The 24,325-nt window shown below is 67.5% G+C and carries 21 protein-coding genes; 14 read left to right on the plus strand and 7 right to left on the minus strand.

The window, feature by feature from the left end; all coding sequences use genetic code 11:
• Positions 1–10: 10 nt before the first annotated feature.
• The 3 genes from ACILR9_RS20565 to ACILR9_RS20575 are packed head-to-tail and all read left to right on the plus strand — an operon-like array spanning position 11 to position 2,420.
• Positions 11–793, plus strand: a complete 783-nt coding sequence (locus ACILR9_RS20565) for an amidohydrolase family protein (protein ID WP_395711831.1) — start codon at positions 11–13, stop codon at positions 791–793.
• On the plus strand, positions 790–1,206 hold the full coding sequence (locus ACILR9_RS20570) for a hypothetical protein (protein WP_395711832.1): 417 nt from the start codon (positions 790–792) through the stop codon (positions 1,204–1,206). The genes ACILR9_RS20565 and ACILR9_RS20570 overlap by 4 nt, the downstream gene beginning before the upstream one ends.
• Positions 1,203–2,420: a cytochrome-c peroxidase gene (locus ACILR9_RS20575; RefSeq protein WP_395711833.1), complete on the plus strand. Its 1,218-nt coding sequence runs from the start codon at positions 1,203–1,205 to the stop codon at positions 2,418–2,420. The genes ACILR9_RS20570 and ACILR9_RS20575 overlap by 4 nt, the downstream gene beginning before the upstream one ends.
• A 147-nt stretch (positions 2,421–2,567) precedes the next feature.
• Here the strand turns inward: ACILR9_RS20575 and ruvX are convergent, their stop codons facing one another.
• Positions 2,568–3,053: a Holliday junction resolvase RuvX gene (ruvX, locus tag ACILR9_RS20580; protein WP_395711834.1), complete on the minus strand. Its 486-nt coding sequence runs from the start codon at positions 3,051–3,053 to the stop codon at positions 2,568–2,570.
• 139 nt (positions 3,054–3,192) lie between these two features.
• On the opposite strand from ruvX, the gene ACILR9_RS20585 reads away from it, so the two are divergent.
• The 4 genes from ACILR9_RS20585 to ACILR9_RS20600 all read left to right on the plus strand — a co-directional run bounded on the left by ACILR9_RS20585 (position 3,193) and on the right by ACILR9_RS20600 (position 9,908).
• Positions 3,193–5,712: a cation:proton antiporter gene (locus ACILR9_RS20585; RefSeq protein WP_395711835.1), complete on the plus strand. Its 2,520-nt coding sequence runs from the start codon at positions 3,193–3,195 to the stop codon at positions 5,710–5,712.
• Between the two features lie 209 nt (positions 5,713–5,921).
• Entirely contained in the window at positions 5,922–6,239 is a 318-nt protein-coding gene (gatC, locus tag ACILR9_RS20590; protein WP_395711836.1) for an Asp-tRNA(Asn)/Glu-tRNA(Gln) amidotransferase subunit GatC, read from the plus strand.
• Positions 6,240–6,242: 3 nt separating this feature from the next.
• On the plus strand, positions 6,243–7,715 hold the full coding sequence (gatA, locus tag ACILR9_RS20595) for an Asp-tRNA(Asn)/Glu-tRNA(Gln) amidotransferase subunit GatA (protein ID WP_395711837.1): 1,473 nt from the start codon (positions 6,243–6,245) through the stop codon (positions 7,713–7,715).
• Between the two features lie 468 nt (positions 7,716–8,183).
• Positions 8,184–9,908, plus strand: coding sequence for an amidohydrolase family protein (locus ACILR9_RS20600; protein WP_395711838.1), 1,725 nt, complete (start codon positions 8,184–8,186; stop codon positions 9,906–9,908).
• On the opposite strand, the gene ACILR9_RS20605 is transcribed toward ACILR9_RS20600, so the two are convergent.
• Positions 9,898–10,362, minus strand: a complete 465-nt coding sequence (locus ACILR9_RS20605) for a hypothetical protein (RefSeq protein WP_395711905.1) — start codon at positions 10,360–10,362, stop codon at positions 9,898–9,900. The two genes, ACILR9_RS20600 and ACILR9_RS20605, sit on opposite strands and share 11 nt — an antisense overlap.
• Between ACILR9_RS20605 and ACILR9_RS20610 the strand changes: the two genes are divergently transcribed.
• A complete protein-coding gene (locus ACILR9_RS20610; protein WP_395711901.1) occupies positions 10,333–10,950 on the plus strand; it encodes a TetR/AcrR family transcriptional regulator in 618 nt (205 codons plus the stop codon). The genes ACILR9_RS20605 and ACILR9_RS20610 overlap by 30 nt on opposite strands.
• Positions 10,951–10,954: 4 nt before the next feature.
• Here the strand turns inward: ACILR9_RS20610 and ACILR9_RS20615 are convergent, their stop codons facing one another.
• Positions 10,955–11,950, minus strand: coding sequence for a phosphotransferase enzyme family protein (locus tag ACILR9_RS20615; RefSeq protein WP_395711839.1), 996 nt, complete (start codon positions 11,948–11,950; stop codon positions 10,955–10,957).
• Positions 11,947–13,236 carry an aspartate aminotransferase family protein gene (locus tag ACILR9_RS20620; protein ID WP_395711840.1) on the minus strand — a complete coding sequence of 430 codons (1,290 nt, stop codon included), beginning with the start codon at positions 13,234–13,236 and terminating at the stop codon, positions 11,947–11,949. The genes ACILR9_RS20615 and ACILR9_RS20620 overlap by 4 nt, the downstream gene beginning before the upstream one ends.
• A 225-nt stretch (positions 13,237–13,461) precedes the next feature.
• On the opposite strand from ACILR9_RS20620, the gene ACILR9_RS20625 reads away from it, so the two are divergent.
• Positions 13,462–16,404: an autotransporter domain-containing protein gene (locus ACILR9_RS20625; RefSeq protein WP_395711841.1), complete on the plus strand. Its 2,943-nt coding sequence runs from the start codon at positions 13,462–13,464 to the stop codon at positions 16,402–16,404.
• A 10-nt stretch (positions 16,405–16,414) separates the two neighbouring features.
• Here the strand turns inward: ACILR9_RS20625 and ACILR9_RS20630 are convergent, their stop codons facing one another.
• A complete protein-coding gene (locus tag ACILR9_RS20630; RefSeq protein WP_395711842.1) occupies positions 16,415–17,086 on the minus strand; it encodes a leucine-rich repeat domain-containing protein in 672 nt (223 codons plus the stop codon).
• Between the two features lie 150 nt (positions 17,087–17,236).
• On the opposite strand from ACILR9_RS20630, the gene ACILR9_RS20635 reads away from it, so the two are divergent.
• Positions 17,237–17,776, plus strand: coding sequence for a VOC family protein (locus ACILR9_RS20635; RefSeq protein ID WP_395711843.1), 540 nt, complete (start codon positions 17,237–17,239; stop codon positions 17,774–17,776).
• 43 nt (positions 17,777–17,819) lie between these two features.
• On the opposite strand, the gene ACILR9_RS20640 is transcribed toward ACILR9_RS20635, so the two are convergent.
• On the minus strand, positions 17,820–18,278 hold the full coding sequence (locus tag ACILR9_RS20640; RefSeq protein ID WP_395711844.1) for a GNAT family N-acetyltransferase: 459 nt from the start codon (positions 18,276–18,278) through the stop codon (positions 17,820–17,822).
• A 147-nt stretch (positions 18,279–18,425) separates the two neighbouring features.
• Between ACILR9_RS20640 and ACILR9_RS20645 the strand changes: the two genes are divergently transcribed.
• Both ACILR9_RS20645 and ACILR9_RS20650 read left to right on the plus strand, forming a co-directional pair.
• A complete protein-coding gene (locus ACILR9_RS20645) occupies positions 18,426–19,277 on the plus strand; it encodes a putative hydro-lyase (protein WP_395711845.1) in 852 nt (283 codons plus the stop codon).
• A 67-nt stretch (positions 19,278–19,344) separates the two neighbouring features.
• Positions 19,345–20,103 (plus strand): SDR family NAD(P)-dependent oxidoreductase, encoded by a 759-nt coding sequence (locus ACILR9_RS20650; protein WP_395711846.1) that lies wholly within the window; start codon positions 19,345–19,347, stop codon positions 20,101–20,103.
• A gap of 132 nt (positions 20,104–20,235) precedes the next feature.
• Here ACILR9_RS20650 and ACILR9_RS20655 read toward each other — a convergent pair whose 3' ends face one another.
• Positions 20,236–21,438 (minus strand): DUF5624 domain-containing protein, encoded by a 1,203-nt coding sequence (locus tag ACILR9_RS20655; RefSeq protein ID WP_395711847.1) that lies wholly within the window; start codon positions 21,436–21,438, stop codon positions 20,236–20,238.
• A 152-nt stretch (positions 21,439–21,590) separates the two neighbouring features.
• On the opposite strand from ACILR9_RS20655, the gene ACILR9_RS20660 reads away from it, so the two are divergent.
• Positions 21,591–23,261: a flavin-containing monooxygenase gene (locus ACILR9_RS20660; RefSeq protein WP_395711848.1), complete on the plus strand. Its 1,671-nt coding sequence runs from the start codon at positions 21,591–21,593 to the stop codon at positions 23,259–23,261.
• 276 nt (positions 23,262–23,537) lie between these two features.
• A complete protein-coding gene (locus ACILR9_RS20665) occupies positions 23,538–24,089 on the plus strand; it encodes a DUF6496 domain-containing protein (protein WP_395711849.1) in 552 nt (183 codons plus the stop codon).
• Positions 24,090–24,325: the final 236 nt, after the last annotated feature.

Genomic DNA, 24,325 nt, shown 5'->3' on the forward strand with positions numbered 1-24,325 from the left:
AGCCGCTTGCGTGAGTTGGACCGGCCCGGCTGGCGCCGATCAGGAGCTGCCGATCTTCGACGCCCACATGCACTACAGCCACGACGCCTGGGAAGCCGTGCCGCCCAAGCAGGTGGTCGAGATCCTGAAGAAGGCCGGCGTCAAGCGCGCGATGGTCTCGAGCTCCAACAACGAAGGCACGCGGATGCTGCAGGACGTGGCGCCTGAGCTCATCGTCCCGGAGCTCAGGCCGTACCGCTCGCGCGGCGAGATCTCGACCTGGGCGAAGGATCCGACCCTGATCCCCTTTCTCGAGGATCTCCTGGCCAAGCGCCGCTACGTGGCAATCGGCGAGTTCCACATCTATGGCGCCGATGCCGACCTGCCCAACATGCGCAAGGTCGTCGAGCTCGCGCGGAAGCATGGTCTCTACCTGCATTCGCATTCCGACGCCGACGCGGTCGACCGGCATTTTCAGCAGGATCCGGCCGCCAAGGTGCTGTGGGCGCATTCCGGCTTCGAGCGGCCGGAGAAGGTGCGGGCAATGCTGCGCCGCTATTCGACCCTGTGGTGCGATCTTGCCTTCCTGACCTCCCACGCGTCCAACGGCAAGGTGGCCCCGGGCTGGCGCGAGGCCTTCCTCGAGTTCCCCGACCGTTTCGTGGTCGGGACGGATACGTTCACGCCCGAGCGCTGGCACTACGTGATCGAGCATGCACGGTGGTCCCGCCAGTGGCTGGCCGATCTGCCGGCCGACGTGGCGCGCAAGATCGCCTACGAGAATGGCGACAGGCTGTTCGGGCAGGGGCGGTGAGAGCGTCGCTTCCGGCACTCTTGCTCGCGGCGTCCCTGTCCGTCTGGCCGATGGCGGCCTCGGCCGACTGTCCGCTCGATCTCGGGCGCGGCACCGGCTGGGTGGTGTTCTCGGATCGCGCCATGATCGCCTTCCGGCCCGAGCCGATGCGCATCGAGGTCGGCCAACCCTTCTCGCTGCTGTTCAACGTGTGCACGCGGAAGAACGATCCGGCCGAGCTGTTGGCCGTCGATGCGCACATGCCGGAGCATCGGCACGGCATGAACTACCGGGCGACCATCGTGTCGGCCGGTGAAGGCCGCTTCCGCGCCGAAGGCCTGGTGTTCCACATGCCCGGCCGCTGGGAGCTCGACATCGATGTGCGAGCCGGTTCGGAAACCGAGCGGCTGAACCACGAGATCGTCGTCAAATGACGGGCCGGCGAGAAGCGCGTGGTCGGCGGAAAGCGAGCGCCTGGCGCGCCGCTCTGCTGGTCGTGACGCTGATCGTGGGCGTGAACGCGCAGGGCCTGGCGCAACCTCGGTGGTCGGAAGACGAGGTCCGCGCGATCGGCGCGCACGGGCCGTGGCCGCCGCCGGCGACGCTCGATCCGTCAAACCGTGTGTCGGGCAGACCGGCGGCGATCGCGCTCGGCGAGCGCCTGTTCAACGATGTCAGGCTGTCCGGCGATGGCACCCTGAGCTGTGCCAGCTGCCACCAGTCCGAGCGCAACTGGAGCGACGGCCGCGCCCGCGCGCGAGGCCGGGTCGGGCTCGATCGACGCACGCCATCCTTGTGGAACGTCGGCCAGGGCTACTGGTTCGGCTGGGACGGCGCTGCCGATTCGCTGTGGGCGCAGTCCCTGCGGCCGATCATCGACCCACGCGAGATGGCCGCCAGCGCCGGCCGCGTCGCTGCCCTGCTGCGCGGCGAGCCGACATTGAGCTGCCTCTACCGTCGTGCGTTCGGCACGGCGCCGGGCCAGGATGACGAGGCGGTTCTGGTCGAAGCGGCCAAGGCGTTGGCGGCGTTCCAGGAGACCTTGGTCAGCCCGCGTACCGCATTCGACGACTTTCGCGATGCCCTGGTGGCCGGCGACTCCGCAGCGGCCGCGCACTATCCGGCTGCCGCGCAGCGTGGCCTGAAGATCTTCGTCGGCATTGGCAACTGTAACGCCTGTCATTTCGGGCCGCGTTTCACCAACGGCGAGTTCGGCGATGTCGGCGTTCCGTTCTTCGTCCGGCCCGGCGTGGTCGATTCCGGGCGAATGGGAGGCCTCGCCAAGCTGGCGGCCAGCCCCTTCAACCGGCTGGGCCCGTACAACGACGACAAATCGGATGCCGGGGCGCTGCGGACCCGTCATGTCCAGCGCCTGCATGCCAATTTCGGCGAGTTCCGTGTCCCCGGCCTGCGCCAGCTCGGCAGCGCCGGCCCCTACATGCACAACGGCCAGCTGGCGACCCTGCAGGACGTCGTGCGCCACTATTCCGAGGTCGACCCCGACCGCCTGCACAGCGACGGCGTCCCGCTCGTGCGTCCGCTCGCCCTGTCGGCCGACGACCAGGCCGACTTGGTCGCCTTCCTGCGCTCGCTTACAGCTGAGCCGCCGGCGCGTGCGGTGACGACGCCGGAGTGTGGTGCTGGGTGATGCCTTTCATTCCTCCCCAACGAAGCTGGGGAGGTGTCGCGTCATACGCGACGGAGGGGTCATGAGCCTCAGTCCCGCTGCTCATGACCCCTCCGCCCCCGATTACGGGGGCACCTCCCCAGCTTCGCTAGGGAGGGACATGAAAGATCAACCCGCCGCGCCGCGCAGCCGGGCCAGGGCCGATTCGAGGATCCAGGCCGCCGCTGCCGCGTCGACCCGTTCGGCCCGCTTGGCGCGGCTCATGTCGTAGTCGTCGATCATGCCGCGCGTCACGGCGGCGGTGCTGAGGCGTTCGTCCTGGAAGACGACGGGCAGGCCGGCCACAAAGGCAGGCCCGTGATTGGCGATGTTGGCCGCGAACTGCCGCACCGACTGGCAGCGCGGTCCCTCCGTGCCGTCCATGTTGAGCGGCAAACCGATGATCAGTGCCGTGATCCCGTTCTTGCGGACCACCGTGTCCAGCTCGGCGAGGTCGGCGGCGAGCTTGCCGCGCTTCAGCGTCTTGAGTGGCGTGGCCAGCATGCGCAGCGCATCCGATGTGGCAATCCCGATCGTCTTGCTGCCGACATCGAGCGCCATCAGCCGACCGCTGCCTACAAGGGACTTGAGTTGTGCAAATTCGACGACAGCCATGAGGTAGTACCCTTAGCGCGCGGGTCGTCCGCGAGAACTTCGCGATGCAGGACGGCGGCGTTTTTCCGCCGTCGAACCGACGCAGGGTCGAGGCTATAACGGAACCGACCGCGCGACCCAACAGGAGTAGTTTCGTCAGGTGACCGATACGATCTATGCCGTGCTGGCAATCGCGATGGTGCTGATGGTGGTCAGCTTGCTGGTGCCGATGGCCGAGCGCTTCCGGTTGCCCCACACCGTTCTGCTCGCTATCGCCGGCATGGCCTTGGGATTCCTGGGAACGTGGCTGGTTTCCGCCAACGTTAAGCTGGGGGCCCTGGGCGACGCCTTTGTCGGGCTCGACAAGCTCGAGGTGGGCACGGATATGTTCCTGCCCCTGTTCCTGCCGCCATTGCTCTTCACCGCCGGCCTGACGATCGACGTCCGCCGCCTGTTCGACGAGGTATCGGCGGTTCTCCTGCTCGCCGTCGTCGCCGTCCTGGTCTGCATCGCCTGCGTGGCCGGCGTGGTGCGCCTGGCGACCGGCATGGACATCGTTGTCTGCCTGCTGCTGGGGGCGGTAGTGTCGACCACCGATCCGGCGGCCGTCATCGGTATCTTCCGCGACGTCGGGGCGCCCAAGCGCCTGTCGATCCTGGCGGAGGGCGAATCCCTTCTGAACGATGCCGTCGCCATTGCGGCTTTCGGCCTGTTCACGACCATCCTGGTGAGCCAGGCGTCGCCCGGTCCGACCTCGATGAGCATCGCCGCCGATCCAACGGGGGCGATCGCCACCTTCCTGCGCGAGTTCGTGGGCGGGCTGATGTTCGGCTTCCTGATGGCGCGCGTCGCCATGCTGGTGCTGCCGCGGCTCGGCGATTCGGATGCGGCCATCGCCTCGGTCACCGTCAGCCTGAGCTACCTGAGCTTCATCCTCGCCGACCGCTATCTCCACATCTCGGGCGTGGTCTCGGTGGTCATGGCCGCCCTGACGGTCGCGGCCTATGGGCCGACCCACCTGCATCCGCAGCAATGGGTGACCTTGCGCCAGATCTGGGCACAGCTTGAATTCTGGGCCAACTGCCTGATCTTCGTGCTGGCCTCGATGGTGGCAGCCAACGTCCTCGCCAATATGAGCTGGCTGGACGCCTGGGGCGTCGTCGCCGTGGCGGTCGGCGCCTTCGTGGCGCGGGCCGTGGTGGTCTTCGGCATGCTGCCGGTGCTGGAGAAGGTGCGCCTCGTCCAGCCCGTCAACGTCCGCTACAAGACGATCCTCGTGTGGGGCGGCCTGCGCGGCGCGGTCACCATCGTTCTCGCCATGGTGGTCTTCGGCAATGACGCCCTGCCCGAGAGCACCCGCGAGTTCGTGGCCCTGCTGGCCGTGCTGTTCGTGCTGGTCACCTTGTTCGTGAATGCCCCGACGCTGGGCCTGGTGATGCGGCTCCTCGGCCTCGACAAGCTGAGCCGCCTCGAGCTCGCCCTGCGCGATCGCGTCCTCGCCCTGTCGCGCGCCAATGTCGATCGCCATCTGCGGCAGATCATTCGGCAGCACAATGCCCGCGTCGACGGCATTGATGTCGATCCCAGCTCGGCAGGCAGCGAGGAGATCGGATCGGTGCCACCCGAACTCGCGCTCGATCTCGACGAGCGGGTCAAGGTCGGCCTGATCACCCTGTGCACGCGCGAGAAGGAACTCTACCTCGACCTGTTCGAGCAGCAGACCCTGTCGCGGCGGATGGTGGCAGTGATGGCCGCTCGCGCCGACCGTCTGATCGATGCCGTGCGCGACAATGGCGTCGCGGGCTACGAGAAGTGGCTGTCGCAGATCTCGCGGCCCGACCGGGGGTTTCGTATCGCTCTCTGGCTGCATCGTCGGCTCGGCTGGCAGAAGATGCTGACGGAACGTCTCGCCGATCGATTCGAGATCCTGATGGTCTCGCAGAGCGTCCTGGCCGAGCTGGCGGCGTTCAACACCGAGTCGATCGCGGACCTGCTCGGCGCCGATGCCGAGGCCGAGCTGACCTCGGTCATCCAAGGGCGGCAGCAGGCGGTCGACAGCGCTCTCAAGGCGCTGTCGCTGCAGTATTCGGGCTATGCCGAGTCGATCTCGGCCCGCCAGCTCGAGCGGGCGGCTATCCGGTTCGAATCGGCAGAGTATTCCCGGCGCCTGCGCGAGGGCATCATCGGCCGCGAGGTCTATGACGACCTCATCCACCAGCTCGGCGAGCGACGCAGCGCCATCGCCGACCGTCCGCCGCTCGATCTCGGCCTTGAGCTGGCCACAATGATTGAACGGGTGCCGATCTTCGCCTCGCTCGACCACGATGCGGTGGTCGAGGTGAGCAAGCGCCTGCGTGCCGTCGTAGCCTTTCCGGGGGAGAAGTTCATCCGCATCGGCGGTCCCTCCGATTCGATGTTCTTCATCGCCGCCGGCCAGGTGACGGTGAAAGGCGCCGGCTTCCAGGTCACGCTGAAGGAGGGCGATTTCGTGGGCGAGATGGGCTTGGTCAGCGACCGCCCGCGCAGCGCCGACGTCATCGCCGATGGCTACTGCCATCTGCTGGTTCTCTATCGCAAGGATTTCCGCGCCCTGCTCGAGAAGCGCCCGTCGGTCCGCTCCGAGATCGAAGCCGTGGCCGCCCGCCGGGTCGCCGAAAACGAAGGCAAGGCGGCGTCTTGACCTGTTCTCCTCCCCAGCTTCGCTGGGGAGGTGTCGCCGTCTTCGGCGACGGAGGGGTCATGAGCCACAATCGCGATGCTCATGACCCCTCCGTCTGCGAAGGCGCGGACACCTCCCCAGCGAAGCTGGGGAGGAGATGATGCTCGGGATGACAGGCTGCCGCAAACCGGCTACCAACCGCGCCGTTCAAGGAGTTTGGAGCAGCAGCCATGTCGCTCGACAAGGATACGGTGGCGCGCATCGCGCGGCTCGCCCGCCTGAAAGTGCCTGACGAGGAGCTGGCGCCGCTGGCCGGCGAGCTGTCGGGGATCCTTGCCTGGATCGAGCAACTGAACGAAGTTGATACGCGCGACGTGGCGCCGCTGGCTTCGGTATCCGACGTGACCCTGCCGCTGCGCGAGGACAAGGTGACCGATGGCGGGATCGCCGGCCGGGTGCTGGCCAATGCGCCGGGCGGTGCCATCTATATCGATCCGTCCGACAAGAACGCCGGCGGCTTCTTCACCGTGCCGAAGGTGGTGGAGTAGACGATGGCGTCCCTGACCGATCTCACGCTCACCGAGCTGGTGGCGACGCTCGCCCGTAAGGAGGCGAGCGCGCTCGATGTCGCCGAGGCGCACCTCCGGAAGCTCGACGAGCATCGCGCTCTCAACGCCTTCATCACCGAGACGCCCGACCGGGCGCGCGAGATGGCCAGGGCATCCGACGCCCGCCGGGCGAAGGGCGAGGCCGGCCTGCTCGAGGGCGTGCCGCTCGCGATCAAGGATCTGTTCTGCACCGACGGCGTACAGACGACGGCGGCTTCGCACATCCTCGAAGGGTTCGTCCCGCAGTACGAGAGTACGGTGACGGAGAACCTGTGGAAGGCCGGCGCTGTTATGGTCGGCAAGACCAACCTCGACGAGTTCGCCATGGGCTCGTCGAACATGACGAGCTACTTCGGTGGCGTCGAGAATCCGTGGAAGCGGCGTGGCGACAACCGCAAGCTGGTGCCGGGCGGGTCGTCGGGCGGCTCGGCGGCGGCGGTCGCGGCCTACATGGTGCCGGGCAGCACCGGCACCGACACCGGCGGCTCGATCCGCCAGCCGGCCGCCTTCTGCGGCATCGTCGGGTTGAAGCCGACCTACGGCCGCTGCTCGCGCTGGGGCGTCGTTGCCTTCTCGAGCTCGCTCGACCAGCCCGGTCCGTTCGCCCGCACCGTCGAGGACAGCGCGCTCCTGCTGCAGGGCATGGCCGGCCATGATCCCAAGGACTCGACCTCGGCGCCGCTCGCCGTGCCGGACTTCGCCGCAGCGGCGCGCAACCCGGACATCCGCGGCCTCAAGGTCGGCATTCCCAAGGAATATCGCGTCGACGGAACGTCGCCCGAGATCGTGACGCTGTGGGACAAGGGTATGGACATGCTTGCGGCGGCCGGCGCGGTGCCAGTCGAGGTCTCCCTGCCGCACACCAAGTACGCGCTGCCAGCCTACTATATCGTGGCGCCGGCGGAGTGCTCGTCCAACCTGGCGCGCTACGACGGCGTGCGTTTCGGCCTCAGGGTCCCCGGCAAGGACCTGATCGAGATGTACCAGAACACACGCGGCGCCGGCTTCGGCAAGGAGACGCGCCGGCGCATCCTGATTGGCACCTACGTGCTGTCGGCCGGCTACTACGACGCCTACTACAGGAAGGCGCAGCAGGTCCGTGCGCTGATCGCCCGCGACTTCAAGGAGGCGTTTGCCAAGTGCGACGTGCTGCTGACGCCGACGGCGCCGACCGCGGCTTTCGCCGCCGGCGACAAGATGGATGATCCGGTGACCATGTATCTCAACGACATGTTCACCATCCCGGCCTCGATGGCGGGCCTGCCCGGCATCTCGGTGCCGGCCGGCCTCGACAAGGACGGCCTGCCGCTCGGCCTGCAGCTGATCGGCCGGTCGTTCGACGAGGAGACGATGCTGCGCGCGGCGGCGGCGCTGGAGAAGGCGGCGGCGTTCAAGGCGAGACCGGCGGGTTACTGAGCGGCACCCCCGTCGCGCACATCGGGCGCGCGGCGGGCTGCCACAATCCACGTTGGGCGGTCGGGTGACTCATTCGACGGCCAGCCCGCTCTTCGCAAAATCGGGCAATACCGTCTCGCCGAGGATCGGCAAGGCACCCACTGCCACCAGCCGCGCGCCCAGAGTGGTGAGCGCAGCCCAGGTCGGCCGCATCGCCGAGCCGGCACAACGTCATCGACGAGAAACGTCGCTTCCAGGCGATCGAGAACCTTGCAGATCGTAATCATGGGTCTGACGGCGATGCTGTCGCAGCAATCTCCGACAGCGTCTATGCCGTTGCCGCGGGCCGCGTCGTCCGCGCACTCTTCAAAAATGTAATACTTGCATTCTCAAGGAACAATGACCAATCCGCCCTGCGGACCCGGAAGGTGCCGGGCATAGGGCGAATCGAGGTATATTCAAGGCCAAGCTAGCTCGGGAGAAGCGACCATGGCGGCGGAATTCGATCTGGTGGTGCGGGGCGGCAGCGTGGCGGATGGTACCGGAGCGCCCTTGCGCGAAGCGGACGTCGCGGTGAAGGGTGGCAAGATCGCCGCCGTCGGTTCGGTGGCCGGCCACGGCGCCGAGGAGATCGACGCCAAGGGCCTGCTGGTGACGCCGGGCTTTGTCGACATCCATACCCACTATGACGGCCAGGCGACGTGGGATTCGCGGCTTCAGCCGTCGAGCTGGCATGGCGTCACCACGGCGGTCATGGGCAATTGCGGTGTCGGCTTCGCCCCGGTGAAGGTTGAGGATCGCCAGCGGCTGATCGAGCTGATGGAAGGCGTCGAGGACATTCCCGGCGCCGCGCTCGACGAAGGGCTCAACTGGTCGTGGGAATCATTCGGCCAGTATCTCGACGCCCTCGACGCGCGGCCGCGCGACATGGATCTCGGTGCCCAGCTGCCGCATGGCGCGCTGCGCGTGTTCGTCATGGGAGAGCGGGCCGCCCGGCTCGAGGAGGCGACGCCGGAGGAAGTGGCGCAGATGCGCGTGCTTGCCGCCCAGGCGATGCGCGACGGCGCACTCGGCTTCTCGACCTCGCGCACGCTCAATCACCGTACGGTCAAGGGCGATCCGACGCCGTCGCTGCGCGCCTCCGAAGCCGAGCTCTTGGGCATCGCGCTCGGCATGAAGGATGCCGGCAGCGGCGTCATCGAGTTCATCTCCGACTTCAACACGCCGAGCCCGGAGAGCGAGTTCGAGATGATCGAGCGCCTGCTCGCCGCATCGGCGCGACCGTTTTCCGTCTCGCTGGCGCAGCGCCATTCCAAGCCCGAGAGCTGGCGCCGCCTGCTCGGCCTGGTCGAAGGGCTGGCGGCCAAGGGCCATGCCGCCAAGGCGCAGGTCGCGCCGCGGCCGATTGGCGTGCTGCAGGGCCTGCAGGCGAGCCGCATCCCGTTCTCGATGTGCCGCTCCTACAAGGCGATCGCCAACAAGACGGTCGCCGAGCGTCTGGCGATCATGCGCGATCCGGCCTTCCGCACGCAGCTCCTGAAGGAGGCCCACGAACCGCTGCGCTCTGACATGGCGGCGCGACTCACCGACTACGACCGCATGTTCCCGCTGGGCGACCCGCCGGACTACGAGCCGGCCCAGGAGAGCTCGCTCGGCGCCCGCGCCCGCCGCGAGGGCCGCGATCCGCGCGAGGTCGTGTACGACTACCTGATCGAGGGCGAGGGCAGGAACTTCATCTTCGCGCCGTTCGCCAACTTCGCCGCCTACAATCTCGATTGCTGCAGCGAGATGATGCAGAGCCCGCACACGCTGATCGGCCTGGGCGACGGTGGCGCGCATGTCGGCCTGATCTCGGACGGCTCGTTCCCGACCTCGCTGCTGGCCCATTGGGGCCGCGATCGGGCGACCGGCAGGCTCGACGTGTCGTGGCTGGTCAAGCGCCAGACCCTCGACAATGCCCGCGCCGTCGGTCTCGGAGATCGAGGCAGGGTGGCGGCGGGCTACAAGGCCGACCTCAACGTCATCGACTTCGACAAGCTCAGGGTCGAGGCGCCGATGATGAAATGGGACCTGCCGGCCGGCGGCAAGCGCCTGCTGCAGAAGGCGCAGGGCTACCGCGCCACCATCGTGTCGGGCGCCGTCACCTATCGCGACGGCGAGGCGACCGGCGCGCTGCCCGGCAAGCTGGTACGCGGGCCGCAGCTCATCGCGTGACCAGAACGATTCCGGTCACCACGAGGCCAATGCCGAGGAGATGAGTGGGCAACAGGCGTTCGTGGAAGGCGAACGAAGCGGCGAGCGTGATGACGGCAAAGCTGGCGCCCGTGAAAACAGGATAGGCGCCGTGATGCTGTCGCCATCGACATCGACGGCGTCGATCCTTGATGCGACGCGGCGTGAAGGCGTGGGCGACCAGGCCGCGCAATCGCGTGTGGCCCGGCGGGTCCGCGAAGAGCAGGCTGCGCGCGCGGTTGGGATCGGATGAGTTGCCGGCCTCGGTCGTGGCGTGCTGCTGCTCGTCGGTCGACAGAAGCGGTCGGCGCAGCATGGCGGCCACCTCGGCGTGCCCCAAGGCGAACCAGATCGTGTCGGCGACGCGCAGCAGCGGGTTGGCGCCGCGGAAGCGCTCGTAGAATGGATAGGGGTCCTCCCGGAAGGCGGGCTTCATCGCCTCGAGGAAGAAACCCGACCGACCCGCGAGGAGACGCGGGAAAAGCTGTTCCAGGCCGCCGCCGAGGTGTTCGAGGAGCAGGGCATCGGTGCCGCCAGCATCGAAGCGATCGCCGCCGCCGCCGGCTTGACGCGCGGCGCCTTCTATTCGAATTTTTCCGACAAGGACGAGCTCATCATCGCCATGCTGGAGGACCACGTCGATCGCTCCATCCGGCATCACCGCGAGCTCTTGGCGCACCATCGCACGCCGGATGCCTTCGTCGCCGCGCTGCGCGCCTCTGATCGCAACCGTGACGATCCGCTGGGCCGTGCGCCGCTCCTGCATATCGAGTTGATCCTGTTCGCCGCGCGCTCCGAGCGGCGGCGTCCCGAGCTTGCCAAGCGGCTGCGCATGCGCCGCGCCCTGGTCGCCGAGATCCTGGCCAGGATCGGTATCGGCGACCCGGCGCAAGGCAGCGCCATGCTGCTCGCTCTCGAGGATGGTTTCCGCCTGCACCGGCTGATCGATCCGGCCTCGACTCCGGCCGACAGCTTCGTGCGGGCGCTGGACGAGCTGCAGAGGCTGAAGGCGGTGAGAGGATGAGAGTTCAGCACACCGGTTCGAAGCGCGCCGCGATGCGGCAGACGCGCTCGCGCAACACTGCAAGGCGCCCGGCGCGCGGCAGCTCGGGGCGCTGACCGCACCAACCGATCTGCGCCATGTCACGGATCAGCAGGAACATCGGCAGCAGGGCAAGGTCCTGCTCGGTGATCGTCCGCACCGAGCGATAGCCGGCTATGCAGGCGTCGCGCATGGCCGGGAACGCCTCGTCATCCTGATAGGAGACGAGGGCGACCGCAAGGTCGTACTGGTGCCAGCCGAATCCCGCGTCGTCAAAGTCGATGACCGCGGCATGGCTGCCGTCGATCACGACGTTGCGTGGATGCAGATCGGCATGGATCAGGCTGAAGGTGCGCGCCGGCTTGCCGTAGCGCACCAGCGCGGCGTGCAGCGTGTCGCGTTGATGCAGCAGCAGGTCGCGTTCATCGGCAGAGAACATCGGATGGTCCCAGAACGGGCCCCAGAAGGGCGCCGGTCCCAGCAGACCGTCCGCGTCGAGCGCGTGCCGCCGGAAACCGACGGGCGGCGACCAGCCGGTCGCTTGGTCGTGCATCGCCGCCATGAGCGCGCCGAGCTGGCCGAAGTAACGCAAAGTCGCAGCCGGGTCGGTCTCCTGCTCGACGACATGGTCCAGCAGCTCGCCGTTCACCCAGCGTGCAAGGCCGGCCCAGCGCCGCTCGCCGGTGGCGGGGATGTCGACCTGTGCAAAACTCTCGCCGCCCGTCGTCAGCAGCGGTTCGGGCGCCGCCACGCCGGCGTCGACCAGCGCGCGTGTCCACAGATGCTCCGACTTCAGCTCCTCGATGTCGTGGTACCATGGTCGATGCAGCCGCAGCACCAGTTGCGCGCCGTCGCGCGAGTCGGTCACGCGGAAGGTGACGTTCTCGCTCATGTTCACGAAGCTCAGATCGGCCGGCGTGACGCCGAACGCCGCCAGCGCCTGCCGTGCGGCCGGCGCGTAGGATTGCTCGGCCTCCGTCATGCCGCGACTTCGGCGATGGTCTCGTCCCAGGCGTCGAGGAACTGGGCCGCATTCTCGTGCGAGAACACCAGCGGCGGCCGAAGCTTCACGACATTGGCGAAGGCGCCGGCGTTGCTGGTCAGGAAGCCCTTGTCCTTCAGCCGGTTGATCACCCGCTTGGCGAGCTCCATGTCGGGCGACCCATCGGCCGGTTTCACCAGCTCGACGCCGACGAACAGACCGTGGCCACGCACGTCGCCGATCGCTGCGCTGGCGCCCTTGCGCTGGGTCAGCGACGCCTTCAGCGCGGCGCCGACCGTGGCGACGTTGGTGCGCAGATCTCGGTTCTCGATCTCGTCCAGCACGGCCATGCCGACCGCCGCCTGCAGCGGGGAGGAGGCGAAGGTGTTGAAGTAGCGTGTCTTGGCGCGGAACGTCTCGACCAGGGCGCGGCTCGCCGCGGTGGCGGCGAGCGGCAGGCCGGCACCCATCGGCTTGCCGGTGACGACGATGTCCGGCGTGAAGCCGGTCACCTCGTAACCCCACCAGGTGCCGGTCCTCGCGTAGCCCGCCTGCACCTCGTCGGCGATCACCAGGCCACCCGCTGCACGCACCATGGCGGCGGCGCGCGGCATGAAGCCGGCTGGAATGTCAGGCAGGCCTTCGTTGGCGAGGATCGAGCAGACGATCAGCGCCGCGACGCCCTCGCCGTTGGCCTTCAGGGCGGCGATCGCGTCGCCGAGACGCGCCAGGTAGGCGTCGCGGAGCTCGGCCTCGCTGAGGTTGGCGGCGATCGGGCGGTACTTCTCGGGAAAGGGGATGCCGCGCACCGCCGGGTTTGCGTCAGGGTCAGGCTGCTGGTTGAGGCGGCTCAGCGAGCCCACCAGCTCGCTGTTGCCGTGGTAGGTCGCATTGGTGCAGATGACGCCGCGCTTGCCGGTGGCAAAGCGCGCCATTCGGATCGCCACCTCGTTGGCCTCGGTGCCGCTGCAGCTCAGGATGACGCTCTCGATCGCGGGGCCGTGCAGGGCAGCCAGGCGCTCGGCAAAGGCCACCACGCTTTCGTGCAGGTAGCGGCTGTGCACGTTCAGCGTCGCCTGTTGGCGCGCCATCGCTTCGACGACGTGCGGGTTGGCGTGCCCGACGCAGGGAACGTTATTGTACATGTCGACATAGCGCCGGCCATCGGCATCGAACAGGTTGACGCCTTCGCCGCGCACGATGTGCAGCGGCACCTCGTAGAACAGCGGCGCGCCCGCCCCCAGGGCGGCGTTGCGCCGCGCGAGCAAATCAGTCGTGTCGGTCATCTCTCCTCCGAAGTCAGCCGGTCGTCCAGTGCGATGGGCACCCGCAGGAGAGGGAGTATAGCGGCATCGGACAGCGCGTCGCCTGTCCGATGCCGCGGAGTCCACGACCGGTTTTCGTCGCTGCTCCGCCGCGCAGGCCAATGCGGCTCCATGCCTGGAGGCTATACTTCTGGCACCCTTCAAATTAATCTTCCACCGGGGTGCAATAAGCAAGAGGTCGATATCATGGCGCGGAGACTCGCTTGCTTTCTCGCTGCCATGGCCGGGAGTTCACTGGCGTCGTTCGCCGCCGTGCCGGCACTGGCGCAGCCGGTGACGCCGCCGAGCTGGAATCTCTACACCTCGAACACCAGCCTCGTGGTTCAATATCCGGAGGCGCTCAACCACAAGAATTCCGACGGCACCTTCGGCAACCATTCGGCCAGCCTCAACGTGAGGGTTGCCGGCAGCAACCCGATTTCGGTAACGATCGACACCGGATCGACTGGCATGGCGATCTCGCAGAAGCTCCTGCCGGCCGATGCGCTGAATGGCCTGACGCCGATCGGGCCGGGCACCTACAACTACGACAGCAGCAACATCAATCCGTCCGGCTACTACTATCAACTTCCGGTCAGCGTCCTCGGCGGCACCGTCAATGGTCAGGCGACCGACGGCAAGGCGTCGGTCAAGGTCCTGGTGGTTACAAGCGACGACACGACGGCCTATTTCGGTATCGGCAACAATCGCAACAACGCCTACACCGGCATCGCCGATCCGCACAAGACGATCGCCGAGAACATCGCCCAGGGGATCATCAAGCCGATGGCGCCTGTCGGCCTCAATCCGTTGCTCGACGTTTCCGTCAATGGCGCAGCGCTGCCCAACCAAGGCTACGTCGTGATGAACGACCGGATCGTGGTCGGCCTGACGACGGCGAACAACACCTACACCTTCGTCAAGCTCAAGCCCGATGCAGCCGGAAACAACTTGTGGAACCAGATCCCGGTAGCCCTGTCGAACGGCACGGGCAAGCCCTACGTCACGGGCACGATCCTGCAGGACACGGGTATCTTCAATGGCTACCTGAAGCCGTTCGCGGGCCGCGGCGACACGGTCAGCATCGCGATCCCGGGCATGCCGCCGGAAGGGGCTTTCTACAGCTTCGTCATGCCCGACGCCCGTTCGGGCTGCCCAACGGCGAGCGCCATGCAGCCGTGCGAGGTTCTTGGCTCGACCTCGACCGAGCCGTTCCTCAATACGGGCCGCCAGTTCTACGCAGGCTTCAATTACCTGTTTGATCCCATCAACGGCTATGCCGGTTACGCCCTGTCGAGCTCTGGCTTGGCGCCCGAGGCGAAGCTCACGCCTCTGCTCGCCCTGCAGGACACGGTCAGCCTCGCCAATGGCTTTGTTACCAACCTGCCGACTGCGCTGTTTGCCGCGACCACACTGACGACGTCGAGCGCCGGCACGGCGACATTCAACGGCACGTTCGCAGGCTATGGCAACAGCCTGACGCTGGGCGGCTCAGGCACCGTCGTGTTCAACGGCCCGGTCGACATGGGGACAGGCGGCACGATCGCGGTAAGCAGCGGCGCCATCGCCACGATCAACAACACGCTGACCGCCAGCTCCGTGACCAATCACGGAACGCTCGGCGGCGTCGGGACGGTGAACGGCGACGTGATCAACTCCGGCGTGATCTCGCCGGGCAACTCGATCGGCACCTTTACCATCGCCGGCAACTACACGCATTCCGCGCGCGGCGCGCATCTTGCGGAAGTCCACCCGTCCGGCATCGGCGACAAGGTGGTGATCGCCGGCGCGGCGGCAATCCAGGGCGGCGCCCTCAACGTCGTGACGCATTCCGGCATCTATGCGCCGCGGACGACCTACAACCTGATCACCGCCGGCAGCGGCCTGAGCGGCAGCTTCTCTTCAGTGAACAGCACTTCTCCCTTCCTGGTGCCGACTCTCTCCTACGACGCCAACAACGCCTACCTAACCTTGCAGATCGGTGGTTTCGCGGCCGCGGCGCAAACGCCGACCCAGGCTGCCGTCGGCGCCGCGCTCGATGCCGCCGCGCCCAGCGCCAGCGGCGACTTCGCCACCATCCTCGGCACCATCGCCAGCCTCAGCAGCAGCCAGGTGCTGCCGTTCCTGACCTCGATCAGTGGCCAGAACTACTCGGCTTTCTCCAACTCGATGGTGCAGGGCGCCCAGCTGTTCATGAACAATTTCGCCCTCCAGGTGGGCGGCGGCAACGTCGGTCCTCGCGGCTCGACCCGGGTAGCGCTTGCGGAAGCCTGCACGGTCGCCTGCCAGACCTTCTTGCCGCCAACATGGGGCGCCTGGGGTGGCGCGCTCGGCGGCACCGGCACGGTTGGTTCCGGCGCAACGTCAGGAGCGACGACCTACAATGTCGGCGGCTTCGCGGCCGGTCTCGACCGGCTGCTCACGTCCAATGTGCTGGCCGGAGTGACCGTCGGCTACACGACCAGCACGCAATGGGTTTCGGGCTTCAGCGGCCAGAGCAGCACCAACACCTTCCAGGTTGGCCTTTACGGCAGCTTCTTCGAGGGCCCGTTCTATCTCGACGGCATGGCAAGCTACGCCTACAGCACCAATCAGATGTGGCGCAACATTGCCATCCCCAACCTTCAGCAGCGCACGGCGCAGGGCCTGAGCGGCGCCAACCAGTTCTTCGGTCAGCTCGAAGGCGGCTATCGCATCATGCTCGGCGGCACAGCGATGGCGTTCGCTACGCCGTTCGCGCGACTGCAGGGCTACACCGGCACCCAGAACGCCTTCACCGAGACCGGCGCGCAGTCGCTCAACCTCAGTGTCGAGGCGCAGACCACCAACTCGTTGCGCTCGGTGATCGGCGCACTGCTCGGCGGCTCGATGGATCTCGGCTGGCGCGACCGGGTCTATGCCCAGCTGCGGCTGGGCTGGAGCCACGAATATGCCGACGTGTCGCGCCCGGTGACGGCGGCGTTGGCCGGCGCGCCGCGCTTCCTGTTCACGACCTGGGGCGCGACGCCGACGCGCGACGGCGCTGTCGTTGGCTTGTCGGCGACGACGGAAGTTGCCCAGGCCTCGTCGATCTATCTCCGCTACGAGGGCAACATCGCGGGGCAGGACAGCACCCACGCGCTGACCGCAGGACTGCGCATGACCTGGTGACATCGCACGTTCAGAGATAGATCGCACAGCCCCTGACTTCGAGGTCGGCGAACCACCTCGGCGGCTCGAGCGAGGTGACCCACCGAAGATCGAGTTTCTCCAATCTCGGCAGCTCTCGCAGGGAGTCGGGCAAGGCAGCCACCGGGTTGCCCCTGAGATCGATCTGGCGCAGCTCCGCCATCGCGCCGATGGCGGTCGGAAGGGTGACGAGCCGGTTGTTGCGAACGTGCAGCTCGCGCAAGCGGGTCAATCTGGAAATCGACGGCGGAAGATCGATCAGGCGATTATCGGTGACGCGCAGCTCGATCAGGTTGGACATCTCCGTCACCGCTTCAGGCAGTGCCTCGAACGCGTTCTCGCTGATGTTCAGGTAACGCAGGCGTTTCAGCCGCCGCAACGTGGGAGGAAGCGTCGCCAGTTGGTTGTCATGCAGATACAGAAAGTCGCTCAGCCCTTCGAGCTCGCCCAGCCGGGCGGGTATCTCGCGAAGCCGGTTGTGGCCGAGATCGAGCATCCGCAGATCGCGCAGGTCGCCGACCCGCTCGGAAATCTCGGTCAGGTCGTTGTCTGCCAGGACGAGTGTCCGCAGGTCGGTTCTCGTCCACACCTCTTCCGGCACTGCGCCCAGGGCTTGCCTCCAGAGCGACAGGTTCAGTCCGGCGTCGTCCGTCTTCGCGTCCATGTCTTCAGGATAGCAGCCTGGGGATCGGCGGTTATGCCCAGCTGGACGCGATATGCGGTTGGGCCAGGCGCCGGACAGATCGGGCTCTAGGTTGTCGGCCGGATTCCCGCTACACTTCCCGGTCGACTGCTGATGGAAGGGAGCAATTCCATGACCGCTCAGACCAGAGGCCGCATCCGTCACGTTGCACTCAGCGTCAAGGACCCTTGGGAGACCGCCGAGTTCTACAAGCAGGCCATGGGCCTGGAGGAGGTCACGGAACTCGACGGCCCGCTGGCCGAGGGCGTGTTCCTGACCGACGGCGTGGTCAACCTCGCCATCCTCCACTTCAAGAGCGACGAGGCCTCGCAGGGCACCGGTGTGGATTATGTCGGTATCCATCATATCGGCTTCTGGGTCGATGACGTGGTGGAGCAGGGAAAGATCGTGCGCAATACCGGCGCGACCTGGATCATGGGCGACACCAACAACCCGAACGGCTACGAGGTCAAGCACACCGACCTCGACGGCATCATCTTCGACATCGCCGCGCACGGCTGGGTCGGTTCGCAGAAGGACCCGGGAGCAGAAGGCAGCGTCGCGCGCCCCAATCCGCAGCGGCGGCTGGCACGCTTCGATGAGCGCCGTGTACGGGCGCAGGCGAAGATCGCTGCAATCCGGGCAAAAGAGATCCCCCAGGCCGCTGAGTGACGACAGGCTGACGCCTCGTGGGACGGGCCGCGGCGCGGCTTTACTACGCAGACGCCAAGGAGCGCTCCATGATGATGGTGCGCTCTTCGCCGTGGTGGCTGTCCCGTACGGCCTTGAATCCGAGCATCGCGTAGAACGACTCGGCGGTCACCGAGGAGGGCACGGTCAGTGTCTCGATGCCGGCGTCGCGCGACACCCTTTCGATCTCGGCCATCAGCATCCTGCCCACGCCCCGTCCCTGGGCATCGGGGGCAACGAACACGGTGCGGACAACGCTGCCATCCAGGCCGGCGGTTCCGACGACCCGCGACCCCGCAATGGCCACGAACGCCTTTCGCTTGCCGATCAGGGTGCGCACGGCGTCGGGGCCGAAGCCCTGTTGCAGCCGCTCGATGACGCTCGCCGTGTAATCCCGGGCATTGGTTTCCCGCAGCGCTGCCAGAATGACTTCGCTCACCGCCGGTGCGTCATCGGGATGGGCAGCTCGAATCCGGCAATCCATCGTTGAACCCTCGCGTTTCGGCAAGCGTAGGGCCGGAGGGGCGGCGCGAGCAATCGGATGCAGGCACGGACCGGTCGCGGCCTCTTGCTTGCTGGCGCCTCCAGGGATGAGGATAGGTGTGTCGCCACGCGCCGCTGGAGATCCAGGATGAACGCGCCAACCGTGCCGATCGTGCCAACCCCGCCGGCGGGGATCGACTCCGCCAGGCTCTTGCGGGAAGAGATTCGCGCCGGCCGCCACGCCACCGTGACCACCGGATTGGCGCCGGGCCATGTGCAGGCCAACCTGGCGATCCTGCCGGCCGACTGGGCCGACGAGTTCGCCGCCTTCTGCGCCGCCAATCCCAAGCCCTGCCCGATGATCGCGCGCAGCGAGCCGGGCGATCCCGCCTTGCCGGGGCTGGGCGTCGGCATCGACGTTCGCCGCGATCTGCCGCGCTATCGGGTGTTTCGTGACGGCGTGCTGGCGTCGGAGGAGACCGATATCAGCCATCTGTGGCGCGACGACCTCGTGGCTTTCGCCCTGGGCTGCTCCTACTCGTTCGAGGCGGCGCTGCTCGAGGCCGGCGTCCCGATCCGTCACATCGAGCAGGGCAAGAAGGTGTGCACGTATCGCACCGGCCTCGACACCGTGCCGGCCGGCCGCCTGCACGGCAAGATGGTGGTGTCGATGCGCAACTTCACCGTGCCCAACGCCATCCGGGCCATCGAGATCACCTCGCGCTTCCCGCGCGTCCATGGCGCCCCGATCCATTTTGGCGATCCGGCGGCGATCGGCATTGCCGACATCGACCGGCCCGAGTTCGGCGGCGAGCCCGACATCCGCGCCGGCGAGGTGCCGCTGTTCTGGGCCTGCGGAGTGACGCCGCAGACCGTGATCGAGGCGGCCAGGCCGCCGTTCTGCATCACGCACAAGGCGGGCCACATGCTCATCACCGATCGACTCAACGAGGAGTTCCGCGACGCTGTGAGCGTGACGGGACGCAGGCCCGCTGGCTGACCTTCGATTGCCTGCCGGCGTCGCGCGCGCGATCCTTGGCGCCGCAAACAGAAGGAATGGAGCGGGAATGTCACAGGAGTTTGCCGGTCGGGTCGTGCTGGTGACCGGCTCGGGCCACGGGATCGGCCGTGCAACGGCGCGCAGGTTCGCCGACGGCGGGGCGACCGTCGGCGTCAACGATCTCAAGCCGGAATTCGTCGAAGCCGTGGTACGCGAGATCGGCGGGGCCGGCGGCACGGCGATCGGCATCGTCGAGAACGTGGCGTCGCGCGAGGGCATGCGGCGGGCGGTGCTTGGCCTGACCGAGCGCACCGGCCGGCTCGACGTCCTGGTCAACAATGCCGCCTGGGTGCGCTACCAGGCGATCCCCGACGTTGCGCCGGAGACGCTCGATCGCATGCTCGACATCGGCTTCAAGGCGGTCGTGTGGGGCATCCAGGCGGCGGCGGAAGCGATGCAGGCCGAGCGCGGCGGCGTCATCGTCAACCTGGCATCGGTGGCCGGCATCGTCTCGCAGCCGAACAGCATCGTCTATAGCGGCATCAAGGCCGGCATCATGGGCATCACGCGAGCCGCGGCGGTCGAGCTGGGTGCCCGCAATATCCGCGTCAATGCGGTGGCTCCAGGCGCCGTGCCGACGGAAGGCACCCAGCGCAACCGCAACGTCGAGCGCGACGCCAGGCGCATGGCGCGCACGCCGCTCGGGCGCCTGGGAACCGTCGACGACATCGCGCGCATCGTCTGCTTCCTGGCCGGCGACGACAGCGGCTTCCTGAGCGGCCACACCATTACCGCCGACGGCGGCTTCACCATCGCCAACCTGTGACGCGGCCAACTGGCCGAAAGAGCGTCATGCGCTGGGACCGCGCCCCCCCCGTGGCGCGCTTGGTGGGGGTGACCCCCCCCAAGAGCGCCCCGGGTGGGGCGCGGGGCCCGCGGGCGGACGCGGGGGGTGTTTTTACCAACCCCTGGCCCCCACGGGTGGCCCGGGGACCCAGCGCATGACGCTCTTTCGGCCAGTTGGCCGCGTCACAGGTTGGCGATGGTGAAGCCGCCGTCGGCGGTAATGGTGTGGCCGCTCAGGCGTGCCAGGATCGCCCGGCAGCGGCGGGCGGTCGGGCAGGTAGATGGTGGGAATGCGCGCGAACACCCGGTCCGAGACCAGGCGGCGATAGAACAGCGGTCCCCAGACCCGCTGCACGTAGTATTGCAGGTCGGCGGGAGCGAGCTGCGGCTGGCCGAGGCTCGCGCGAACCTCGGCGTAGGGCACGATCTTGATGCGCTCGTCGGGCAGGGTGAAACCCGAGGCGGCGCGCAGGAATGCGACCAGCCAGTTGGTGCCTTCGGTCAGCCCGGACGACACGTTGCTGCCGGCGCGGCTGGCCACCAGGACCATGGCGCCCGGCCAGTCGATCGCGAGCCCGGCGAGCATCGCCTGCACGCTGACCGCGCCGCGCAGGGCGTCGAGCATGAAGGTGGCGATCATCACGTTGCGGAACGGGATGGGAAAGGCCGCCGACGTGCCGTCGAAGAAGACGTCGTTCACGTTCGCTGCGGTGAGGCGGCTGCCATCACCCAGCCCGCCGAGATAGTCGAGCGTGCGGGCGCAGGCATAGTCGACCATGGCGCGGATCTCGGCCTTGCGTGTGCGCCACGCCGGCTGATCGAGACGGTCGAGCCAGTTGTCGCGGGCGCTGAGGTTGAGCGCCCGGACCTCGGCGACGTGGGCTTGCAGGTTGGCGAGCCGCTCGCGCCAGCGGCCATCGCCGTCGGCCTTGACCTGGGCCAGATAGGCGATCGCCGGCCCGATATGACTGATCGCCGTCATCTCGTAGAAGCCGCTGGCGCGATCGGTGCGAAACCGCTCATGGCCGAGCCGTGCGCCGCTGCGCGAGTCGTAGACGTAGAGATCGGAGCCGATCACCAGTACCAGCGGCCCCGCCGACGCGGCCGACCCCAGCCGGGCGATCTCGGCTTGCGTCAGCATCTGGCCGATGGTCGGCCGGCCGGCCGGATAGTCGGGCTCGTCGCTGCCGGTGAAATCGAAGAAGAGCTGAAGGAACGGCGCGGGTGTCGTGTAGTCGCCCGCCGTTTGCGCCCGTCCCGGCTGACACGGGAGCACGGCGAGGACCGCGACCACGATCATGCGACTGAGCGACATCAGTTCCTCCTTCGCGGCCGGCGACGCGCACGCGGCGCGGACTATACAACGGGGGAGACCGCAATCCGGAAGAGCAGGAGCGCCAGAGCGGTTTCGCATCGCACGGTACGGTAGCTGCGATGCGCTGCAATCCGCCGTATCCTCGCGATCGTATGCAAACCCCGTCGACAGAGACCATCCCGCAGACCGCCACCGCGAGCGGCCCATTCGACGTCATCGTCATCGGCGCCGGCGTCGCCGGGCTCTACCAGCTCTACCGCCTCCGCGAGCTGGGCTTGCGGGCAAGGGTGTTCGAGGCCGGCTCGGATGTCGGCGGCACCTGGTACTGGAACCGCTATCCCGGCGCGCGCTTCGATTCGGAGAGCTGGTCGTACGGCTATTCCTTCTCCAAGGAGCTGTTGCAGGAATGGGAATGGCCCGAGCATTTCGCCGCCCAGCCCGACACGCTGCGTTACCTGAACTTCGTTGCCGACAAGTTCGACCTGCGCCGCGACATCCAGTTCCTGAGTCGTGTCGTCGCCGCGCAGTTCGACGAGGACGCCGACCACTGGACGATCACCTTGGAGAGCGGCGAGCAGGCGAGCGCGCGCCTGCTGATCACCGCCCTGGGCCCGCTCTCGGCCTACACACTGCCTGTCATTCCCGGGCGCGAGGAGTTCAAGGGCCAGGCCTTCCACACCGCGCGCTGGCCGCGCGAGGGCGTGTCTCTCGCCGGCAAGCGAGTCGGGATCATCGGCACCGGCGCCACCGCCATCCAGGTGATCCAGACCATCGCTTCCGAGGTCGGCTCGCTCACCGTGTTCCAGCGCACGCCCAACTGGGCGGCGCCGCTGCACAATCGGCGCATCACCCCGGAGGAGCAGCGCCGGATCAAGGCGACGTACGCCGAGATCTTCGAGCGCTGCCGCCAGACCAGCACCTGCTTCATCCACCAGACCGACCCGCGCAAGGCGCTGGAAGTATCGCCCGAGGAACGCGAGGCGTTCTGGGAGAAGCTCTATGCCGAGCCGGGCTTCGGCATCTGGGTCGGCAACTTCGCCGACGTGCTGGTCGACAAGAAGGCCAATGCGCTGGCGAGCGAGTTCGCCGCCAGGAAGATCCGCCAGCGCGTCACCGATCCGGCGGTCGCCGACAAGCTGATCCCCAAGGACCACGGCTTCGGCACGCGCCGCCTGCCGCTCGAATCGGGCTACTACGAGGTCTACAACCGCGCCAACGTGCGGCTGGTCGACATCAACGAGACGCCGATTGAGCGCATCACGCCGGAAGGCGTGCGCACCAGTGCGGAGGACTTCCCCTTCGACGTGCTGATCTACGCCACCGGCTTCGACGGCGTCACCGGTCCGTACGACCGCATCGACATCAGGGGGCCCGGCGGACGGCGCCTGAAGGACGACTGGGAGGGCATGCCTCGGACCTATCTCGGCATGCTGATCGACGGCTTCCCCAATCTCCTGATGGTGCTCGGCCCGCACACCGCGCGCGGCAACATCCCGCGCAACATCGAGGAGATCGTCGACTGGCTGACCGGCCTTGTCGCGCACATGCACAAGAATGGCCTTCGCCGCGTCGAGACCCGCCGTGAGGAGGTCGATCGCTGGGTGAGCGAGGTCGAGCAGGCGGTCGAGGGCCTGCTGTTCAGCGAGGTCAACTCCTGGCAGACCGGCGTCAACCGCAACGTCGAGGGCCGTCAGGTTCGCCGCGTTCTGGGCTATTACGGCGGCGCCCTCGCGTACCGCCAGCGCACCGGTGACGTCGCGGTGGGCGGCTATCGCGAGCTGCTGTTCGACGCGGAGGCAGCGCGCCGCTCTGCAAGACCGTAGTCGGCACAACGCTGACGCAAAGGGCGGATCAATTGCATCCCTGGCGCGTTGCAATCGCTGATGCGAAGGCGGAGATCGTACTCGTGATCATGCTGTTCCGGACCGCGTGAGCGCGTTCGCTAGCGGCGCGGTTTACCGCGCCTCACGCGAGACGCTCACGGTCCAGAAGAGCATGATCGCCGGGATCGCAACTGCAGCATCGAAGCGTTGGAGCTCAACCGGGGCCGCGACAGCGGGTCCGCATGGTTGTCGCACCCCAAGATGGGAGATCGAGCGATGCCAGACAGGAACACCATCGCGAAAGCGCGGAGGGACAAGCGGCAAGGCAAATCGCCGAGCACGCAGGCCGGCGAGTTCGTGCACGCGGAGATCGACCGGATCCGCCGCGGCGCGCATGGCGCGCGCTCGACCCGGCAGGCGATCGCCATCGGCCTTTCCGAGGCGAGGCGAGCGGGCGTCGACCTGCCGCCGCCGAGGAAGGGAAAGGCCAAGGCGAGCACGCGCAAGAGCGCCCGGTACGCCTATGAGGTCGGCCAAGGCAGACGCACGCCGACACGTCGCCCCAAGGTCTCGAAAGCCGTCACCAGGGTGCTCGAGCGCGAGCCGAGAAGCACGGCATCCCGCGCTGCGCTGTCGCGGCAGGGCAAGAGGGCCGCGTCGCGCCGGACGGCGGCTGATCGCTCGGCGGCGGCGAAGAAGGCTTCTGCGACGAAGGGCGCCACGCGTCGCTCCGCTGCCGCCCGTAAGGCGGCGCGCACCAGGAGTGCTCAGGGGAGACGGACGGCAACGCGGAAGCCAACCGCCAAGGCGCGCGCACGACGGCGCTAGAGCGCCGTTTTCCCACGTCGATCATGCTCTTCCGGACCGCGAGCGTCCACATACGCGGTCCGGAAGAGTTCGAACGTGATCCTTCTCGAAGCTTCACCTGCTCCCGCTTCAACCGATCACGCTCCTGCCTGGCTAGGGCGAGAAAAGCAGTGTCATCACGGTCGAAGCCGAGCGCAGCGACGCGTAGGGGAGGGACCTTTCCTGCTGCCGTTACCAGCAGGAAAGGTCCCTCGACT

It is taken from the genome of Reyranella sp. (assembly GCF_044224635.1).
GTDB lineage: Bacteria > Pseudomonadota > Alphaproteobacteria > Reyranellales > Reyranellaceae > Reyranella.

What these genes read in the sequence shown, in the direction of transcription:
- ACILR9_RS20575 (WP_395711833.1), top strand. Translation starts at nt 1,203, where the DNA reads ATGACGGGCCGGCGAGAAGCGCGTGGTCGGCGGAAAGCGAGCGCCTGG.
- ruvX (WP_395711834.1), bottom strand. Translation starts at nt 3,053, where the DNA reads ATGGCTGTCGTCGAATTTGCACAACTCAAGTCCCTTGTAGGCAGCGGT.
- gatC (WP_395711836.1), top strand. Translation starts at nt 5,922, where the DNA reads ATGTCGCTCGACAAGGATACGGTGGCGCGCATCGCGCGGCTCGCCCGC.
- gatA (WP_395711837.1), top strand. Translation starts at nt 6,243, where the DNA reads ATGGCGTCCCTGACCGATCTCACGCTCACCGAGCTGGTGGCGACGCTC.
- ACILR9_RS20600 (WP_395711838.1), top strand. Translation starts at nt 8,184, where the DNA reads ATGGCGGCGGAATTCGATCTGGTGGTGCGGGGCGGCAGCGTGGCGGAT.
- ACILR9_RS20605 (WP_395711905.1), bottom strand. Translation starts at nt 10,362, where the DNA reads ATGAAGCCCGCCTTCCGGGAGGACCCCTATCCATTCTACGAGCGCTTC.
- ACILR9_RS20615 (WP_395711839.1), bottom strand. Translation starts at nt 11,950, where the DNA reads ATGACGGAGGCCGAGCAATCCTACGCGCCGGCCGCACGGCAGGCGCTG.
- ACILR9_RS20620 (WP_395711840.1), bottom strand. Translation starts at nt 13,236, where the DNA reads ATGACCGACACGACTGATTTGCTCGCGCGGCGCAACGCCGCCCTGGGG.
- ACILR9_RS20625 (WP_395711841.1), top strand. Translation starts at nt 13,462, where the DNA reads ATGGCGCGGAGACTCGCTTGCTTTCTCGCTGCCATGGCCGGGAGTTCA.
- ACILR9_RS20630 (WP_395711842.1), bottom strand. Translation starts at nt 17,086, where the DNA reads ATGGACGCGAAGACGGACGACGCCGGACTGAACCTGTCGCTCTGGAGG.
- ACILR9_RS20635 (WP_395711843.1), top strand. Translation starts at nt 17,237, where the DNA reads ATGACCGCTCAGACCAGAGGCCGCATCCGTCACGTTGCACTCAGCGTC.
- ACILR9_RS20640 (WP_395711844.1), bottom strand. Translation starts at nt 18,278, where the DNA reads ATGGATTGCCGGATTCGAGCTGCCCATCCCGATGACGCACCGGCGGTG.
- ACILR9_RS20645 (WP_395711845.1), top strand. Translation starts at nt 18,426, where the DNA reads ATGAACGCGCCAACCGTGCCGATCGTGCCAACCCCGCCGGCGGGGATC.
- ACILR9_RS20650 (WP_395711846.1), top strand. Translation starts at nt 19,345, where the DNA reads ATGTCACAGGAGTTTGCCGGTCGGGTCGTGCTGGTGACCGGCTCGGGC.
- ACILR9_RS20655 (WP_395711847.1), bottom strand. Translation starts at nt 21,438, where the DNA reads ATGTCGCTCAGTCGCATGATCGTGGTCGCGGTCCTCGCCGTGCTCCCG.
- ACILR9_RS20660 (WP_395711848.1), top strand. Translation starts at nt 21,591, where the DNA reads ATGCAAACCCCGTCGACAGAGACCATCCCGCAGACCGCCACCGCGAGC.
- ACILR9_RS20665 (WP_395711849.1), top strand. Translation starts at nt 23,538, where the DNA reads ATGCCAGACAGGAACACCATCGCGAAAGCGCGGAGGGACAAGCGGCAA.